The organism is Arthrobacter sp. Y3223065 (genome assembly GCF_059090885.1).
In genome coordinates, this window is record NZ_JBNHGC010000009.1 from 1 (window position 1) to 17,862 (window position 17,862).

Here is a 17,862-nt window from a genome sequence, read left to right on the forward strand (position 1 = left end):
TCGCCGGCTACATTATCCAAGTGGGTTTGCCGTGGCAAAGCGTCTTTTGGGTGAGTTTTGCTCTGTATGCGGTGCTGCTGGTCCTTGCCTTGGTTTCTCCCGAGACTCCCGCAAATGCACGCGCTATGGTTCGACTTGACTGGTTCGGTGCCCTTGGACTTGGAGTCTGGGTGACAGCACTTTTGATCGGAATCAGTGAAGGTCCGGGCAGGGGCTGGTTCTCACCGATAGTGCTCGGCTCGTTTGCCGTGGCGGCAGTGGCGTTTACCGGTTGGGTTACTCAGCAGAGGCGTGCAGAAGAGCCGCTGGTGTCGTTCCGTAACATGGACCTCCGCCAGACCCTCATCGGATATTCCGGGATTCTTTTGATAAGTATCGTCGGTCAGGGAATGTTTATCGCGCTGCCGGCGCTGCTCCAGACCCCAACGTCCTCCGGTTTCGGCCACGGACTTTCAGCACTTGACTCTGTATACGTACTGCTCGCACTCATTCCCGGAGCCGGATTGGGATACCTTTGGACACGTTGGGGCCTCAATCGTTTCGGTCCAAAGGTCGTCTTGCTCGTTTCCGGGACCGCTGGGATTGTCGTGTTCCTCGGCCTTGCGTTCGCGCATGACATGGTGTGGATGGCCTACGTATGGACGTTCCTCTACGCCCTTACGATCCTGAGCTGCTTGACCACCGCCTACACGCTCGTTGCCGCTGCCGGGCGCCAGGACAACATGGCGACGACGATCGGCATGCAGAACATCGTCCAATTCGTGGGCTCGACCGTACCCGTCGCGATTGTATTGAATGTGCTGGCCCCCGGCGCCCAGGGATTCATCCCGGAGGAAGCGTTTGTCGGCCTCTATATCGCCTTCGCTCTGGTCGTAGCTGCGTTCGTCGTCGTGTGGGCTCTCCTGGCACCGAAGCGCATCACTGACCTGCATGCGATCGACACAGAGAGCGATCCGACAAAGATCCAAGTCGCCGCCCGTTAGGCAATCCGTACTTTGGGTCGAGCAGGCGTCCGGCTGGATATCCCAGCCGGACGCCTGCTTTCATCGCACATGTTTACTCCCAGTGAATCCGGATTCGAGGACGTTTTTGAAGGGTCGTCCCAAAAATGCCGAGAGGGCGGCATGTTCCCTAAACAGCGATATTGCAATCGTGGAGCTTGTTCCAAGCGCAGCGTTTCGTGGGTGGAGGCATTAGCGTGCCGTCCCAAGCAAGCTCCGTAATTTGACGCGGTTTCCAGCGGGGATGGCGTTCAATACTATGGCTGAGCCGCGAAGATCGCTCTTAGTGTTGAACCTGAACAAGGGTCGGCTAATTGAGATCGACGAAACGCTGGCATCGAAGGAGAGATGCTTCAGGTGCCAGCACCACTTTAGGAGGGGTTAACTGGTGGACACCGACGTACCGGCTATTACCGCCGACGAATTTAAATCCGCATTCAGACATCATCCTGGTGGAGTTGCGGTCGTCACGGCGGATGCTGGTGACGGTCCCGTAGGACTAACCGCAACCTCTGTTATTTCGGCCAACGTCGAACCGAATATTCTGGCCTTTTCAGTCTCCAAGATGTCGTCTAGTACGCCAACCATTCTCAGGGCAAACACGGTTGTTGTGCATCTGCTCAGCGCGGAACAGGTGAACATTGCCAAACTCTGTGCGACCAGCGGAATCGATCGGTTTGCCGACACTTCCCAGTGGGCGCGTCTTGCGAGCGGGGAACCCTACTTTCCATCGGTTCACGCATGGATACGCGGCAGGATCGTGAACACTATGACTGCTGGTGATTCGACCATTTTGGCGGTCGAGGCGCTCCAAGCATCACCTGGTTTGTCCGGCGGTGAGCGGCCTGGAGAGCCCTTGGTTTACCACAATCGGTCTTGGCACGCGCTCGGAGAGGCATCGCGGATCTAATCGCGGCCGGAACCCACGGCATAACGCGAGCAGCCTCTACACCTAATGCTGCACTGATTGTTCCTATCCTTCATCTCACCCGGAATGGTGTGAGTATTCATGTCCCCGATTCCGCACCTATTGCCGCACTTAAGGTTCTTGATGTGAAAGAGAGAGAGCTTATGAAACGATCAACACTGCCTCTCTTAGAGGGCCCCGCGCAATTTAGTGTCCACGATTGCGCCGCCTTGCGTCCGGGTGACATCATTCTTCTCTCGCGTAGGACGGGAGTTGTGGAAACGGGAACCGTAGATGAGGTATCCCATACAGGCGACATCATCTGGCTTAAGCAGTACGCTTCGTCAACGCGTCGACTGGTACATGCGACTGATTACGTCGAGATACGTTGTCATGCTGACCAATTCCCAGTATCCCGGATAGCTGCGCTGACGGGTAGTAAGAGAGAACCGTAAGACGGGTTCCAGCCTGGGACAATGCGCACGAGTCTTAGCAGAACTTAACACCAGAAGTAAGTCGCCTGAAACTGGCGGAAGCCGAGCCGTAAATCCGCAGTTTCGGCGGGATATTCCTCTGAAAAGGAGCAGATATGAGTACAGCCGCCGTGGTACGCCAGGGTGTCCTGGCCAACGCCCTCGTCCCCAGCACTGCCTTGGCCAACACCGCGCTGATTGTCGGCGGGGCAGGCCTTACCGCCGCGATGGCGCAGCTGGCCGTACCGCTGTGGCCGGTCCCGATCACTGGCCAGACCCTGGCCGTGCTGCTGGTCGGCAGCACCCTCGGCCCGGTCCGCGGCATGCTGTCGATGGCGCTCTACTGGGTGGCCGGCGTCGCCGGGATGCCGGTGTTCAGCGACGCATCCTCCGGCCTGGCCGCCGCCGTCGGCCCGACCGGCGGCTACCTGGTGGGCTTCATCGCCGCCGTGGGACTGACCGGATGGCTGGCCAAGCGCAACTGGGACAAAAAGTTCTTGGGCGCCACCGTGTCATTCTTGGCGGGCACCGTCGTCACCTTCGTCTTCGGCATGGCCTGGCTGGCCATTTCCCTGGGCGCCGACCTGCAGCAAACCCTCGAGTGGGGCCTGTACCCGTTCATCATCGGCGGCATCGCGAAGTCGCTGATCGCGGCAGCCGCCATGCCGGCCGCGTGGAAGCTGGCCGCCCGCCTGCCCAAGGACTCCTTATCGTGGCGGCGTGTCCATCCATTTTCTCGGCGTGGCGTTAGTCGCCCACCGAGCGCCGACGGGATTGCACTGATCGCTGCCGAATCACCTAGGTCATGTGCTGGCCATGCAGGCTGTGGGAAGTTCGACGCCCTGCACTTCCTCGGACCGACAGCTACTCCTTAAGCACCTGCAGCCGTTCTTTCGCGAGAAGCATCTTTGAACGCCGTGGGCGGCACTCCCTTCCACCGTTTGAAGGCGATCGTGAAACTGGCTGGGTCTGTGTAGCCGAGGGTGCGGGAAATCCGCGAGATGGAATAATCCGTGTTCGTGAGCAGGTCGGAGGCGAGGTCGCGCAAGGTCTCGTCCCGTAGCTGGGCGAAGTCGTGGCCCGTTCGTTCAAGCTTCCGCTGCAGGGTGCGTGGAGAGACTCGAAGCGTTGCGGCAACATTTGCCAGCTTGCGGTTGAGCTCAGGCGCGGCCCTGATGGCCATCGCGACAGTGTGCGGCCAATCGCCCGTAGACCTAAGGGAGTCGAGGATCTTGTTATCCTCTTTGACCCACGCCGCGTGCTGGAAGGCATTACCGAAGGGAAGCTCGCGTGCTGATATCGCGGGATCCCACCACATCCGCAATGCATCGGAGCCGCAATCGATGCTGCAGGGGACAAGAGAGGAAACTTCCGGGGAGACTTCTGCCAGCGGGAATTCGACCCGGGTAAAGGGATAGGGACTGCCGTAAATCCACGGGAGGATTTTGGCAGTAACACAGAGCTCGCGGTAGACGCTGAAGGGGATAAGCTCTTCCGGGACATCGGGATAGCTGAACTCGATCCCGGCGACTGTGCCATCCGGTGCCCGTAAAGGCACACTCTCGATGAGCCCAGGAGCGTAGTCCATGGCAGTGGCAGTCTCTACCCATGACGCAATAGTCGGAGCGGTTACGAGGGCCAATCCGCGAACGCCGAAGGAGCCCAGCGTATAAGCTTGGGCGGCTTGCATCCATAGGTCGACACGATCTCTTGTGAGTGCGACGAACTGAAGCTGAAAGGCCAATTCCTTCTTTGCAGGAATAGTGCCTCCCGCTCGGTTCACGGCGTCGGGGGCGATGTCCGCTTTCGCCAGCGCCGTCCGCCAATCGAGCTCCGCATCCTCCAACACTCCGCACAGTGCATGAACACTGAAGTTTGGGACTCGCAGGTTTTCATACGAACTTAATTTCACCTCTGCACCCTTTCGCCGCCCGGAACGGCCAGAGAAAACTCCGGGAGCGGGGACGAACCGTCATATCCTCATTTTGGGCTGCAGCGGCATGGAACACGATGTGAAGTATGTCATAATCTTGAGCGTCTCACGCCACTCCGCAACGCGGCTGGGTAATAACGCCGATACGCGCCTCCGGGGCTTACAGAGTCGTGAGTGGCACCTTCTTTCACCATATGAGTATGATTTCCACATGGCAGGCACACGTGAAAAGCAAACTGCAAGCGAGGATGAGACACCTAAGGACTTGGTTCAGTCGGTTGTGCGCGCGCTGACTATCATCGATGTCATTGCAGCGTCGAAGGAGCCAATGCGTGCGCAATCGATCGCGCGCAAGATCGGTCTTCACCTTGCTACTACTTCGCATTTGCTCACGACCCTGGTTCATGTCGGTTATCTGGAACGCAACGAGCGCGCGTACAAACTCGCGGCTGGCAAAATCCTCGACCTGGGTTCGCGCGTGGAAGAAGACTGGCGCCCCTCGCCTCAGGCGCTAGGTCTTCTCAGAATGGTCGTCGACGCTACCGGCGAGAGTGCGTACCTATCCGCCTGGCAAAATGGCAGCGTTACTATCGTCGCCGTTGAGGAAGGAAGCCACGCTGTGAGAGTGGCGGACCTGCGAGTGGGTGTTTCCGGCGATATCCATGCGCGCGCATCCGGGAAGGCCCTCCTTGCCTTCGGTCCAGAACCGCAACTCGAGCAGATCCGAGCGCTCGATGGCAAACTTCCCCTGCGAACCGAGCATACGATCGCCACACTGCCTGAACTTCTCGCAGATCTCGAGCTGACGAGATCACGTGGATATGCACTCGACAACCAAGAATATGCACTGGGCGTTTGCGGCATGGCAGTTCCGCTCTTCGAAGGAGCGCAGTGGCCCCGCACCGCCCTGTCGATCACGGTCCCTCTCCATCGCTTCGCCAAGTCCGAGCACTTCGAGAAGTGCATAGAAGTCCTGCTGGAAGCCCGTCGCATAGACACTGAGGGAGATCACTGAACTGACCGGGTGGCTGTCGGTCTAGGGCAGCCACCCAGGGCACTCAGATATCTTCCGGGATGGCCCAACCGGGCGCATTCGTACGCACGGAACTGCTTGCCTCGCATGTTCCGCGCCCCATCAGGCCGACCGCGTTGGTTTTCCGTTGCCTTAACGCCAGTCGGCATCCGAGTGCCACTCCACGGCTCTCCGGTGGCGCCTCGCCTCCGTGTGCGGTCAGTGGGAAATGAATCCGCCGTCGATGACAAGCTCGGTACCGGTGATGAACTTTGCCTCGTCTGAGGCAAGGTAAAGCATGCCGTACGCGATGTCCGAGGCCTCCCCGGCGTGCGGCGGCAGAGGAACGGTCTCAGGGTTGGCCAGCGTTTCCCTTGTCAGACCGTAGCCACGTGTCATGCCGGTGTCGATCGGGCCGGGGTGCACCGAGTTCACCCGGATGTTGTCCTTTGCGAACCACTGGGCAGTGTGCTTCGTCAGGGAGCGAACCGCGCCCTTTGAAGCCGAGTACGCCGCACTGCCACCGTCCGAAGCGCCCCCGACCATCCCGGCGATCGAGGAGACGTTGACGATGGAGCCGCGGCCGGCGGCCTGCATGGCGGGGATAACGCTCTTCATCCCGAGCCAGGGTCCGGTGACATTAATGGCCATGACCTTATTCCAGTCCTCCAGTTCGGCTTCGAGAACTCCCTTCGGCATGGCTATGCCGGCATTGTTGACCAAAATGTCGATCGTGCCCCACTCGGCCAAAACGTCGTCAACCACACGCTTCCAATCCTCAACGGAGGAGACATCGTGTGTCCGGGCGAGGGCCTCCCCGCCGTTCCCATTGACTTCGTCGACTGCGCGTTGGAGTGCCTGCTCGGAGATGTCCGTGGCCAACACCCGCGCCCCTTCGGCCGCGAAGAGCTGGAGGGCGGAGAGCCCCATTCCGCTGGCGGCGCCGGTGATAATGGCGACCTTACCGACTAATCGTGACATCTTCGTCTTTCTCCCGTTCAAAGTCTTCGCCTCGGCTTACCCGCCGACGCTGGTGCAGGCTTAACGCTAAGGGCGGGCAGCACCGGATCGCCATGACAAAAGCCGCCAACCGTGTCGGAAATCGTGACACTAGGGAAGCTCTCGACAAGCGAGCGCGGTGTCGTCACTAGGCTGCCCTCAAGGCATGTCCCTTGGGCGGTCGGGAGAAGATTCGGAGCTTGGCTCTCGCACGATCTCATGGCGCCAGTTTCATAGTATGAGGGTAACCACCGCAAAGTAGTTGACATAGTCGAAAGCCGTGCCGTAAGAATGACAATATGAATGTTTCCCCCGCATTAAGAAAGTTGCTGACCGGACGGAATGATGCCTCCGGCTCCGGCGACTTTTCCACGGCTTTGCCGTCGGCCGGTACTCCATTGGGCTCGACCCCGCTGGGGAGTGTCGGGCAGGTGGGAATTCTCGTGCCGGACATGGACGAGGCAATAGACCTCTATGGCCGCACCTTCGGGATCGAGGAGTGGCATTGTTACCACTACGACCAGGAGTTCTTGCCTTGGTCTCGCGTTGGGGAGGAGGAAGGTGCCTTCGCCATGAAACTGGCCATGGGCGGTTCCAACCCTCAGGTCGAACTTATCCAGCCCCTGGCCGGCCCAAGCATCTACCATGAGTTCATCGAACAGGGGAGGATGGGCCTTCACCATCTCGGCGTGTTCGTTGACGATCTGGACTGGGCGGTTGAGCTCATGACCGAGGCGGGCTACCGGGTCACGCAGACGGGGCGCGGCTATGGTCTGAACGGGGACGGTGGATTCGCCTATTTTGACACTGACCGCGATCTTGGCGTGGTGCTTGAAGCGATCGAGGTACCTGCCCAACGCAGGCCGGCGATGGTGCGACGGACGGGAGAAAGATGAATGTTGGACAATAAGGTTGGTCGACGCCAAGTGAGCATTAACAATCCGTTGGACGCGGAGAGCGTGGCAGTCGTTGGTCCCTCTCGCGACCCATGGAAGACCTCGGGCCGGACGCTTGATTACCTCGCGCGCCTGGGATTTGGTGGGCGCTATTACGCGGTCAGTAGTGTGCATGAGGAAGTGCTTGGTGTCCCGACGGTTGCTTCACTCGCCGATCTCCCCGAAGTGCCCGACATTGCCGTCCTCGTGGGTCCAGCCGACAGGGTAATAGACGACCTTCGCGATTGCGTGGCGCTCGGTGTCCCCTTCGCGGTCGCGTTCGCCAGCGGGTTCGGTGAGACCGGTCGGCACGATCGGGACGAGATGCTCCGTGCTGAATTGGCGAAGGGGACCACGCGGCTTATTGGGCCCAACTGCATTGGCTTTATGCATGTCGGTCGATCGTTGACCGCTACCTTCTCTTCGGTCCTGCAGCGTACCCAAATCCCGGCTGGCCACGTGGCGCTGTTCACCCAGAGCGGCGGGCTCGGAAACGCGCTCATGCAGTCTCTCGTCGCGCGCGGCGCCACAGGGCTGAGTGCATGGGCCAGCTCCGGAAACGAGATTTCACTGGGCTTCACCGACTGGGCCGAGTGGTTGACCGCTGAACCGGAAACGCACGTGCTCGCGTGCATCGTCGAGAGCTTCGGTCCGAACGACGACCTCGAGGCTGCTGCCGCCGCTGCCGGGAGCCGCGGTGTCCCGGTCATCGTCCTCAAACTAGGACGTTCGGCCCGCGGCGCGCTCAGCGCCCAGTCCCATACCGGCAAGCTGGCAGGCAGCGGCCGGGTGGCGCAAAGCGTGCTCCGCCACCGTTTCGGAATGGTATGCACGTCGCCCGAGGAACTCCTCGATCTGGCGGAAGCCTTCGACGTCTTCCACGGAAGGCTCTCCGGCTTCGACCACGAGCTGACCGTCGTCACCACCTCTGGCGCGCAGGTCGGGCTCTGGAACGACTTGGCTGAGGACCGTGGTTTGGGCTTCCGCCAGCTTGAACCGGAGGCGCTGCGCTCGATCAGTGAAGCGGTTGGCAGCGAGCATCTCAGCAACCCCGTCGACGTCGGAGTCCAGTCGACTACCGCCGACTACCTGCGCATTGTCGACCGCGTCGTTGGTACGACGCCGGACGGCTGGGTCATCGTGACCGCGACCCGGCTTGCCCACGACTTCGACGAGTTGGTCGCCGGCATCGCCGCCATGGCGATCCCGGCCGGCGTGCGCGTCATCGTTGTCCCGCTGTCAGAGGACGACCGCGTCACCCCGGCCCAGGCCGGGGTCCTGCGTGGGGCCGGAGTGCTCTCACTTCCCACCGCAGGGCGTGCGCTGGATGCGGTCGCGGCTGCCGCCTCCTGGGCCCAGGTCCAACGCGTGCGCGCCGACCGCGGTGTCCTTGTCGGCACGGCGTTGAAGGCCACCGCGTCGGACGAGACCCGCCACCTGAGCTGGCGGGAGGCCGCCGGATCCCTTGCTGAGGCAGGCGTTCCCGTGCCGGCGAGTCGCGCCGTCCGCGAGGTTGAGGACGCCGTACGCGCGGCGGAGGAGATTGGTTTCCCGGTCGCGATCAAGATCGATGATGCGGAGATCCTTCACAAGGCAGACGTCGGCGGAGTGTTCATTGGCGTCGAGAGCCCCGATGCGGCGCGGGCCGCTGCGAACCAGCTCACGGGCCTTCAAACGGAAACCGCCACGATCTCGGTCCAGGCAATGGCGTCCGGAAAGACCGAGGTCCTTGTGGGACTGCGGCGCGATCCCGAGTTCGGCCCAGTCCTCGTCGTCGGCACCGGAGGTGGGATGACGGAAGCGATCGACGACATCCGGATCCTTCCTCTCCCCGTATCCCGTCCGGAGGTCCGTGATGCAATTTCCGCGGCCCGGATCGTCAACGCCAGCCTGCGGAAGGATCCCGGGGCGAAGACCCTCGAAGCGCTCACCAGCACGGTGATGGACATCCTCACCTGGGCCGAGCAGCGCGGAGACATTCACGAGTTCGAGTTCAATCCGATCCTGGCTGATCCGGAAACAGCCACCGTTACCGTCGTCGACGCAGTCGTGTCGGTCAACAACACTCCAGGAGGAGCAACAAAATGAGTACCACCACCACAGCCGTACCGGCGAGGCAGATCACCGATGAAGACGTCGCCTACATGAAGAGTTTCATTGGCACGTCAGCCGTAGTTGTGCAATGGAACGAGGAGGCCAGCACCGACTCGATCCGTCACTATGCATGGGGAATCGGTGACGAGAATCCGCTGTGGCTCTCCGATTCGTACGCGCAGACAACGCGTTTCGGTACACGGGTCGCACCCCCCACGTTCCTCTACTCCGTGTGCGACGCCGAAGTGGCGATGGGGATGATCGAGGGAATCCAAGCTCTCCACCTTGGTGCCGACGTCGAATTTCACCGTCCAATCAGGCTCGGCGAACGGGTGAGGGCCCGCGCCTTCGTCGAAGACGTTCGCGAACGTGAGGGCCGGCGCTCAGGCCGATTGGTGGAGCAGGTCGGCCGCACCGACTACTTCGTCGGTGAGGAACTGGTCGGGACCGTCCGAAACACCATTGTCTGCGTGGCCCGAAGCTCGGAGGGCCAGCGGATGCACGAACCGCGCGATCCTCATGTGTACACGGACGAGGAGAAGGAAGAGATCCGCAGGGCGATCCTCGCGGAGGAGATCCGCGGCCAGCGCACCCGCTTCGCGGAGACGGTGTCAGTCGGCGACGTCGTCCCGCAGGTCGTAAAGGGTCCGCTGGACCTCATCACGATGACCGCGTACTACGCCGGAGCTATCGGTACCGCTGGCTACCGCGGCGTCGAGACCCGCGTGCGCCAGCAGGAGCGGGTGCGGAACGGCGACCCGAGCGCGCCGACAAACCTGGGTCCGGAGCACTTCCTTTCTGAGCCGTTCCCGAGCCTGGGGCATCAGGATGCTGCCATGGCGCACGCGATCGGGATGCCGGGTGCGTACGACAACGGGAACCAGCGCGTGTCGTGGATGGCGCACTGTGTCACTAACTGGATGGGCGACGACGCTGACCTGGTCTCGCTGTCGGTCCGCATCAAGCAGCCGAATATCTTCGGCGACACGCAGTGGATCGGCGGCGAGGTCACCCGGGTCTTCCGCGACGAGACCCACGGAGCATGCGCCGAAATTACCGTGAAGGCCGTGAACCAGCTCGGTGTCGAGACCACGAGTGCTGTAGCGATCGTGTCGCTGGTAGAGGCGCACGCAGCCTGACCGAGTGCACACGGCGGAAGCGCTGACGATCTCCAATCGTCAGCGCTTCCGCCCTGTCAGCGCATCGTTCCGAGGGCGTCGGTGAGCGGCTCATCCGTTGTGCCGCCGTGCAGTGGCGGAGCCCCGAGGCCAACTTCCTTAGTGGGTGGTCAGGGTTTCCAGAGTCTGACGGCGGAATCCGCCTCATAGGCCTTGCCCTCCGGAAATGAGACGAGTTCGAACTGCATGTCCCACGGCGACAGGAAGTACACCCACCGCTGGCCTGCGCTGGGGCCGGAGCTGCGGGTAGGTTCGCCGAGTACCCGGACGCCACGTGCTTTAAGGTAGGCGATAGCCTCGTCAAGATCGTCGACGTAAAAGGCGATGTGGTGCCCGCCGATGTCGCTGTTTCGGGGCTGAGCTTGGCGTTGGTCGGGGGACTCGTAATGAAAAACCTCAAAGTTCGCCCCGTTGAAACACCGGTAGAAACGGATCTGTTGCATTACCGTCTCAGGATCGACGTTGAGTTTAGTGATCATCAGCTCCGGATTGCGGGGATAGGGACCCAACGTGTAAACGTGGTCGCACCCGATGACGTCCACCAGGAAATCGTGGGCCTGCTCCATGTCCGGCACCGTAAATCCGATGTGATCTGTCCCAGTGATGCCGGGGAGACCGCGCCCGCCTCCGGAACTGTTGCTGTCCTGCATGGCATTCTCTCCCTGTCTGGTCAATGGTCAAAGATTTCCGGGTGGTCCTCCAAGGCGGTGCGAGTCTTGCGCACGTGCATGGCCAGTAGATCCTCGGCTGATCGGGCGTCCCGCCGCGCGATGCAGGCCACCAGGAGTGCGTGCTCCAAGTGCGTTTCCTGCAGCCCTTCCGTCCCAACCATTTGTACGTAGGCTCTACGGTAGTGCTGCGTTGTATTCCACAGTCGTTCTACCATCTCAAGCAGAGTTGGCATTCCCGCGGCCTGGAAGCTTAGAAGGTGGAAGCGTCGGTCCAAGTCCACGAACTCCTCGACGGAACGAGAGTTTTCCATCATCGTCGCGAGTTGGTCGAGTTCGTCAACGGTGCTGTCGTCAATGCGCTCAACAGCTAGTCCCAAGGCTAGTGGTTCGAGTCGTTCTCGGATCAGGTAACTCTCTTGGCATTCCGATAAATTCATGCTGCTGACCCACGCCCCAGTAGAGGCCACGAGTGTCACCAAACCGCGAGACTCCAGCATGCGCAGTGCTTCGCGAATAGGTAGCCTACTCACCCCGAACTCCTCCGCGATCTCTTCCTGCCGGATACGTGTACCAGGGGACAGGGATCCGCGGAGGATTCGTCCTCGGAGCTCGTCGGCGATGCGTTGACTCGCCGCACTCGACTTCTTATGCAAGCTGCTTCCTTTCGGGGCGTTTGTTGTGGTCATTCCACTGCATTGGATCCATTAGGGCGAAATATTTCTACCTTCTGCGGACAAGAGGGCCGTATTGGATCCAATCTATTGTATCTTGGGGAGTACATCACAGCCCGTGATTCCCCTTGTCAACCCACTTTGGGAGCCCTGATGACGACCTCCACCCCTCTGGCCTTGTCTACTGACTGCACGGAACTGCGCACGTCACGTGACGATTGGGACGCCGCACCGGCCGGACTGCTTGAGACCATGCTGGTTCAGCTGAACGTGGTGCGGATCTTCGAGGAGGAAGTCCTGCAATTAGCAGGTGAGGGCCTGGTCCATGGCCCCGCTCATTCCAGTATCGGGCAGGAGGGTTCCGCCGTCGGGTCCGTCCTTGCCCTCCGCGGGGCTGACGGGGTCAACGGGACGCATCGCGGCCATCACCAGTTCCTCGCCAAGGGTTTGTCCTACCTTCGCCCGGAAGGCATGAACATTGTCGACGGCATCAAGGACGACGACATCGTTGAGTTCCTCCGGCGTACTATGTCCGAGATTCTGGGATTGAAGGACGGCTTCAGCGGGGGCCGCGGGGGATCAATGCACCTGCAGTGGCTCGAAGCCGGAGCCCTGGGCACCAACGCCATCGTGGGCGGAGGCGTGCCTCTGGCAGCCGGAAATGCTTGGGCGCAACGCCACGATGCCGAGGTCGCCGCAGCAGCGGGGACCCCAGAGGAGATGGGTGTGACCGTCACCTACTTCGGCGACGGTGCGTCTAATATCGGCTCCACCTTGGAGACATTCAATCTCGCCGCCGCGTGGCACCTGCCTCTGGGCTTTTTCATCGAGAACAACCTCTACGCCGTCTCCACGCACGTCGCTGAAGTCACAGGCGAGCCTCGGCTGGCGGCGCGCGGGCCAGGCTTTGGCATCAAGTCCTGGCGGGTGGATGGCATGGATCCCTTGGCCGTGTATCTGGCACAACAAGCCGCAGCGGAGCACATGCGAGCTGGCCTCGGCCCCACACTCATTGAGGCGGAAACCTATCGATACTTCCACCAGAACGGGCCGTTCCCCGGCAGCGCCTTTGGCTACCGAACGAAGGATGAGGAAAAACAGTGGCGTGAGCGCGACCCGTTGCAGAAGGTTGCCCGGGCGATGCTCGACCGCGGTCTGCTGACTGACGAACGACTGGAGGATCTGCGGGCGAGGATTACCGAGGTGGTTGCCCGCATCATCAAGGGCATTACCGAAAAGGATCCCGCCAGCACCAAGGGGGCCCGGCGTATCCGCACGGACTTGTGGCCTGACCCGGCTACCGTCGACACCGGCATACGGGCCGAACCCATCGTTGCCGGGCAGCTTTCCGCCGACGATGCAGCGACCCCCACTGTTCAGCGGCGCTTCGTCGATGCGATTGCCGACGTCCTGGACCGCCGCATGGCCACCGATCCGGGTGTCGTAGTGCTGGGGGAAGACGTGCACCGTCTCAAGGGAGGTACCAACGGCGCCACCCGAGGACTCAAGGATGCCTATCCGGACCGGGTGCTGGGCACACCCATCAGTGAGAACGCTTTTGCTGGCCTCGCTGGTGGGTTGTCCATGACGGGTCGCTACAAGCCCGTGGTGGAATTCATGTACTCGGATTTCCTGTGGGTAGCTGCCGACCAGGTCTTCAATCAGATCGGAAAGGCCCGGCACATGTTCGGCGGCCAGTCGGGGATGCCCGTGGTGCTGCGCTCCAAGGTCGCCATGGGTGCGGGCTACGGATCACAGCACTCCATGGACCCGGCCGGCATTTTCGCCACCAGCCCCGGATGGCGCATCGTCGCGGCCTCGACACCTCGGGACTACGTCGGGCTGATGAACACTGCCTTGGATCTGCAGGACCCCGTCTTGGTGCTTGAACACGTGGACCTCTACGGCATGAAGGGTGAGATCCCGGAAGGTGAGCTCGACTACCGCCTGCCCGTGGGGAAGGCGGCTGTGCGGCGTAGCGGCACCGGCGTGACGGTGCTGAGTTATCTGAACATGGTCCACGTGTCGCTGCAGGCGGCCGAGCAGCGGCCCGGCTTGGACGCAGAAGTCATCGACCTGCGATGGCTGGACCGGGCCTCGCTTGACTGGGACACCGTGGGTGCGTCGATCGCCAAGACGAACAACGTGCTCATTGTAGAACAAGGGGCGACTGGCACGTCCTACGGCGGATGGCTTTCCGACGAGATTCAGCGTCGCTACTTCGACCACCTCGACCAGCCCATCCAGAGGGTCACCGGACGGGAGGCCGCTCCCAGCATTTCGAAAATGCTGGAAGCCTCCGCCAACGCCGACCTGGACGACGTCCTGGCCGGCTTCGACGAAGTCGCTCGCAACTTGGGCCTTTCCTGACCCTGCCCCCTCAAAGGACGGAAAACTCCACCATGGCAACCATCATTACCATGCCGGCCGTTGTGGCCGATGCCACCGACGCCGCCTTGTATGGCTGGCTGGTTACAGTCGGGGACACCATCGCCGCCGGCCAACCTATCGCCGAAATTGAAACAGAGAAAGCCACGGTAGAACTGGAGGCTGAAGCCGCGGGCACTGTCGGGCGGCTGCTCATCGACCCGGGCACCTCCGTGGAAGTAGGGGAACCCATCGCGGTGCTCGTGGAAGCAGACGAGGACGAAGCAGCAATCGACCGCGAAATTGCTGCCGCCGGCGGTGCCGCCCGCAGTGCTGCAGAGCAGCCTGTTCCTCAGGACACCGAAGCCCCCACCACTCACCGAGACACCCCTAATGTGGCCATGGACAGGGCCACGGAACCAGCCTCTGACTCCCAAGGTTCACAACGCCGTGTATTCAGCTCGCCGTTGGCCCGTAAGCTTGCGAAGGACCTCGGCGTCGACGTGGGACTGCTGGCAGGCTCTGGGCCTGGTGGCCGGATTCTGCGGCGTGACGTCGAGACCGCCGCTACCCAGCAAACCGCAAGTCCAGCCCCCACTCCGGACATCCCGGCCACGGAATCTGTCGCTGCCGCCTCAACTGCGCCTACCCGCCAGCCGGGGAGCGACATTGAGGAAGCTTACCGGGAGATGCCTTTATCGGGCATGCGCCGGGCCATTGCGCGACGACTCACCGAGTCGAAGACTACTGTTCCGCATTTCTACGTCTCTCTCGATGTAGAAGTGGACAAACTGCTCGCGCTGCGCCGAGAGGTCAACGAGGGGCTAGCCGGCACCGGACAAAAGGCCACAGTCAATGACCTCGTCCTCAAGGCTCTCGGCGGTGCGCTGGTCGACGTACCCGCGGCCAACGCTTCCTGGCACGGCGACAGCATCCGCCGCTACAGCGCTGTTGACGTCTCCGTCGCGGTCGCCACCGAAGATGGCTTGATCACTCCGGTAGTCCGGGGCTTGGAACACTTGGCCATCAGTTCCCTGTGCCGGACGATGAACGACTTCAAGGGCCGGGCTGCCGCCGGCAAGATCCGGCAACGGGAGCTTGAGGGCGGGTCGTTCAGCCTGACCAACCTGGGCATGTACGGCATGAAGGAGTTCTCTGCCATCCTCAACCCACCCCAGGCCGGCATCCTCGCGGTTGGGGCAGCTGAGCCACGCCCAGTGGTCCGGAACGGTGAACTCACCATCGCCACCGTCATGACCTGCACGTTGTCTGCCGATCATCGAGTAATCGACGGGGCGGTCGCAGCAGAACTGCTGGCCGCATTCAAACGCCGCGTCGAGAACCCCATGAGCATCCTGCTCTAAACAGCAAGGGTCTTCGATGCGCCGGCTGCGCCTAGGCCACTGTAGTCCGGGAACGGCACCCAGCATTTTTTGCAGGCTCTTGTCGCGATGCGTAATGCTGGTGGCGTGCTTCACATGCCTCCGGTAATCCGGTCCGCCTCCCCGTCGCCTCCACGACGGGTAGAGAAGCGCCATGGGCCGTGTCGAGAGCAGGCAGGTCTACACGTCGCCGATGAAAGGGGACATCAGTGAGAATAAGTTCGTATCAGAACCTGCGAGTACCGAACTTCGGTGTTCATGCGCTATGCGGAGTGTTGGAGGATGCGGAGCTCGATTGGCGAACTGCGCTGGCTAAAGCGGATATCGCCCCCGACGCCGTGAACCGGGCGGGAGGCACTATTCCTGCGAAGAAGGAACTGGCCTTTCAGCTTCAGTTCGTCGCTCTCACAAGAGATCGTGTCGACTTGTGGATGCGAGCCGCTCAAGCTTATACGCTGGGCTCCTTTGGCGTTCGCGGAATGGCATTCTTGACCGCGCCGACCATAACGGCGTGGGTGGAGGTTGTCAGCGACGCAACGGATGTAGGCTTTGCCCTCCAAGAGATCGCGCCTCTCCGGACATCCGATGGCACAGTAGCGGGAATCGAGTTCACCTACCCCGGTGTCCCGGAAGAGCTGATCCCGTTCAGCGTCTACCGCGACCTCTATTGGAACGTCCGAACCCTCCCGTGGATCTACGGCGGGCCCTTTCCCTTTACCCGGGTCGAATTCCCGCTAGCACATGTCTCCCCCGAGATTTTGGCGCACGTCCCCTGCAGCATCGACTGCGGATCCGAAAGGCTGCGCTTGTGGTGGGATCCCGCAATATCAGCGCGCGAGCTTCCCTTTGGTAATGCCTTCCAGCACGCGGCATGGGTTAAAGAGGACAACCAAATCCTCGACTCCCTTCGGTCTACCGGGGATTGGCCGCACACCGTCGGGATGGCCATCAGGGCCGCCCCAGAGCTCAACCGCAAGCTCGCAAACGTTGCCGCGACGCTGCGAGTCTCTCCACGCACCCTGCAGCGGAAGCTCGAACTCACGGGCCACGACTTCGCCCAGCTGCGGGACGAGACCTTGCGCAACCTCGCCTCCGACCTGCTCTCGAACACGGATTACTCCATCTCGCGAATCTCCCGCACCCTGGGCTACACAGACCCAGCCAGTTTCACGATCGCCTTCAAACGGTGGAAGGGAGTGCCGCCATCGGCGTACCGAGAGGCTTCCCAATACAGAAACAACTCCAACTCGAAGGTCTGAGGGCACTTAGGGCTACCCACAAGTCTGCTCCCCAGCCTACGGACAGGCGCGGGCGGAGGCGGTGTGCCGGTAACTACGCCGCAAACGTATCTGCAAGTTTGACAGTGGGGTCGTCCCTCGCCTGAGCAAAGTAGCGAGTCTTGACCGGGAGGCCGGAGCGTTCGAGCGAATCTGCGCTGCGCTGAAAGGGACTCAGTGCGCAGACCGCCCCGTCTTCCTACTGAACCGCGCTCAGTCTTCATGTGGTCCTCGTTAACGTCCGGCGAACGCTCCGAGGCCGGAAGGGGCAGGAGGCAGCGCGGAAAAGCCGCTGCAGATAAGAAGGCTTGGTGCTGACTGAGCCGACCACCCATGCGTAGCCGCTGCATTGTTGAGCGCGCCCATGCGACAGGAGGGTTTGCGCGGGTGCAGTGCACAGCATTCGTCCTCAACGCCTCCCTCTTTCCATCGTGAGTTTGGCAGGATGCCCCGGGTTCCCGGATGCTCCTGACAGCGTCAGGGCGCACTCTGCCAGCAACTTTTCTTCTCGGCGCCGACCAGCAAAGTGATCTGGCGCACTTTCCTGCCTCAATGGCGCCCTCACCTGTGTCGCCTTGGAGTCGTCCCACTTAGCGTAGTCATCAACGAAACTCGACAAAAAAAGCCGGCGGACTGACGGCGAGAAAACTTCGCGGACACGGGCGCCTATCGCGAATTCGATCACGTTTCGCCTGATGCGATCCGTCACAGGTGTTCTTCAGCTCCGAAGCCTAACGAATTTGGAGAATCAATGATTAACAGCCAACAAAGCAAGATCAAAGCTGCAAGCCCCTTGTGCAGTTCCCCCGGAGGTACGGCAATCATGAACGATGCATCACGTATCTTCGCCGCTCAGCATCACGCCGGTGAGGTGGAGGAGTATTCGGTCGTTGTGGTCGGTGCGGGGATGGGGGGCATTTATGCCCTTCACCGGTTTGCTGAGCTGGGCCATGATGTGCACG

General features: G+C 61.4%; 15 protein-coding genes. 11 read left to right on the forward strand and 4 right to left on the reverse strand.

Going from position 1 to position 17,862, the window contains the following annotated elements; genetic code table 11:
- From AC5RUK_RS17285 to AC5RUK_RS17295, 3 genes are all read left to right on the forward strand, one after another.
- Window positions 1-983: MFS transporter (locus AC5RUK_RS17285; protein WP_494152969.1), on the forward strand; the 983-nt coding region annotated here is incomplete at its 5' end.
- Between the two features lie 406 nt (window positions 984-1,389).
- Window positions 1,390-1,911: a flavin reductase family protein gene (locus tag AC5RUK_RS17290; RefSeq protein ID WP_493957765.1), complete on the forward strand. Its 522-nt coding sequence runs from the start codon at window positions 1,390-1,392 to the stop codon at window positions 1,909-1,911.
- A gap of 586 nt (window positions 1,912-2,497) precedes the next feature.
- Window positions 2,498-3,256 carry a biotin transporter BioY gene (locus tag AC5RUK_RS17295; RefSeq protein WP_494152970.1) on the forward strand — a complete coding sequence of 253 codons (759 nt, stop codon included), beginning with the start codon at window positions 2,498-2,500 and terminating at the stop codon, window positions 3,254-3,256.
- Here AC5RUK_RS17295 and AC5RUK_RS17300 read toward each other — a convergent pair.
- Window positions 3,253-4,293: an AraC family transcriptional regulator gene (locus tag AC5RUK_RS17300; RefSeq protein WP_494152971.1), complete on the reverse strand. Its 1,041-nt coding sequence runs from the start codon at window positions 4,291-4,293 to the stop codon at window positions 3,253-3,255. The two genes, AC5RUK_RS17295 and AC5RUK_RS17300, sit on opposite strands and share 4 nt — an antisense overlap.
- Window positions 4,294-4,525: 232 nt before the next feature.
- Between AC5RUK_RS17300 and AC5RUK_RS17305 the strand changes: the two genes are divergently transcribed.
- Window positions 4,526-5,329, forward strand: a complete 804-nt coding sequence (locus tag AC5RUK_RS17305; RefSeq protein WP_494152972.1) for an IclR family transcriptional regulator — start codon at window positions 4,526-4,528, stop codon at window positions 5,327-5,329.
- Between the two features lie 216 nt (window positions 5,330-5,545).
- Here AC5RUK_RS17305 and AC5RUK_RS17310 read toward each other — a convergent pair whose 3' ends face one another.
- On the reverse strand, window positions 5,546-6,307 hold the full coding sequence (locus tag AC5RUK_RS17310) for an SDR family NAD(P)-dependent oxidoreductase (protein ID WP_494152973.1): 762 nt from the start codon (window positions 6,305-6,307) through the stop codon (window positions 5,546-5,548).
- A 317-nt stretch (window positions 6,308-6,624) separates the two neighbouring features.
- Here AC5RUK_RS17310 and AC5RUK_RS17315 point away from each other — a divergent pair, with 317 nt between their 5' ends.
- The 3 genes from AC5RUK_RS17315 to AC5RUK_RS17325 are packed head-to-tail and all read left to right on the forward strand — an operon-like array spanning window position 6,625 to window position 10,493.
- Window positions 6,625-7,221, forward strand: coding sequence for a VOC family protein (locus AC5RUK_RS17315; RefSeq protein ID WP_494152974.1), 597 nt, complete (start codon window positions 6,625-6,627; stop codon window positions 7,219-7,221).
- Complete coding sequence (locus AC5RUK_RS17320) at window positions 7,222-9,348, forward strand: acetate--CoA ligase family protein (protein WP_494152975.1); 2,127 nt, start codon at window positions 7,222-7,224, stop codon at window positions 9,346-9,348. It abuts the gene before it with no gap.
- Window positions 9,345-10,493 carry an FAS1-like dehydratase domain-containing protein gene (locus AC5RUK_RS17325; protein WP_494152976.1) on the forward strand — a complete coding sequence of 383 codons (1,149 nt, stop codon included), beginning with the start codon at window positions 9,345-9,347 and terminating at the stop codon, window positions 10,491-10,493. The genes AC5RUK_RS17320 and AC5RUK_RS17325 overlap by 4 nt, the downstream gene beginning before the upstream one ends.
- Before the next feature lie 149 nt (window positions 10,494-10,642).
- Here the strand turns inward: AC5RUK_RS17325 and AC5RUK_RS17330 are convergent, their stop codons facing one another.
- Together AC5RUK_RS17330 and AC5RUK_RS17335 are read right to left on the reverse strand one after the other, a co-directional pair.
- The gene (locus AC5RUK_RS17330) at window positions 10,643-11,182 is read right to left on the reverse strand and encodes a VOC family protein (RefSeq protein ID WP_494152977.1); all 540 of its coding nucleotides are present in this window, start codon (window positions 11,180-11,182) and stop codon (window positions 10,643-10,645) included.
- A 20-nt stretch (window positions 11,183-11,202) separates the two neighbouring features.
- Window positions 11,203-11,889, reverse strand: coding sequence for a GntR family transcriptional regulator (locus AC5RUK_RS17335; protein WP_494152978.1), 687 nt, complete (start codon window positions 11,887-11,889; stop codon window positions 11,203-11,205).
- A gap of 138 nt (window positions 11,890-12,027) precedes the next feature.
- Between AC5RUK_RS17335 and AC5RUK_RS17340 the strand changes: the two genes are divergently transcribed.
- From AC5RUK_RS17340 to AC5RUK_RS17355, 4 genes are all read left to right on the forward strand, one after another.
- Window positions 12,028-14,244, forward strand: coding sequence for an alpha-ketoacid dehydrogenase subunit alpha/beta (locus AC5RUK_RS17340; RefSeq protein WP_494152979.1), 2,217 nt, complete (start codon window positions 12,028-12,030; stop codon window positions 14,242-14,244).
- 32 nt (window positions 14,245-14,276) lie between these two features.
- Entirely contained in the window at window positions 14,277-15,605 is a 1,329-nt protein-coding gene (locus tag AC5RUK_RS17345) for a dihydrolipoamide acetyltransferase family protein (protein ID WP_494152980.1), read from the forward strand.
- A 227-nt stretch (window positions 15,606-15,832) separates the two neighbouring features.
- Entirely contained in the window at window positions 15,833-16,882 is a 1,050-nt protein-coding gene (locus tag AC5RUK_RS17350; RefSeq protein WP_494152981.1) for an AraC family transcriptional regulator, read from the forward strand.
- Between the two features lie 769 nt (window positions 16,883-17,651).
- A partial coding sequence (locus AC5RUK_RS17355; protein WP_494152982.1) for a hypothetical protein occupies window positions 17,652-17,862 on the forward strand: 211 nt, incomplete at its 3' end.

Excerpts from the sequence above, each read along its gene's own strand:
- AC5RUK_RS17295 (WP_494152970.1), top strand. The coding sequence starts at position 2,498 with ATGAGTACAGCCGCCGTGGTACGCCAGGGTGTCCTGGCCAACGCCCTC.
- AC5RUK_RS17305 (WP_494152972.1), top strand. The coding sequence starts at position 4,526 with ATGGCAGGCACACGTGAAAAGCAAACTGCAAGCGAGGATGAGACACCT.
- AC5RUK_RS17310 (WP_494152973.1), bottom strand. The coding sequence starts at position 6,307 with ATGTCACGATTAGTCGGTAAGGTCGCCATTATCACCGGCGCCGCCAGC.
- AC5RUK_RS17315 (WP_494152974.1), top strand. The coding sequence starts at position 6,625 with ATGAATGTTTCCCCCGCATTAAGAAAGTTGCTGACCGGACGGAATGAT.
- AC5RUK_RS17320 (WP_494152975.1), top strand. The coding sequence starts at position 7,222 with ATGTTGGACAATAAGGTTGGTCGACGCCAAGTGAGCATTAACAATCCG.
- AC5RUK_RS17325 (WP_494152976.1), top strand. The coding sequence starts at position 9,345 with ATGAGTACCACCACCACAGCCGTACCGGCGAGGCAGATCACCGATGAA.
- AC5RUK_RS17330 (WP_494152977.1), bottom strand. The coding sequence starts at position 11,182 with ATGCAGGACAGCAACAGTTCCGGAGGCGGGCGCGGTCTCCCCGGCATC.
- AC5RUK_RS17335 (WP_494152978.1), bottom strand. The coding sequence starts at position 11,889 with ATGACCACAACAAACGCCCCGAAAGGAAGCAGCTTGCATAAGAAGTCG.
- AC5RUK_RS17340 (WP_494152979.1), top strand. The coding sequence starts at position 12,028 with ATGACGACCTCCACCCCTCTGGCCTTGTCTACTGACTGCACGGAACTG.
- AC5RUK_RS17345 (WP_494152980.1), top strand. The coding sequence starts at position 14,277 with ATGGCAACCATCATTACCATGCCGGCCGTTGTGGCCGATGCCACCGAC.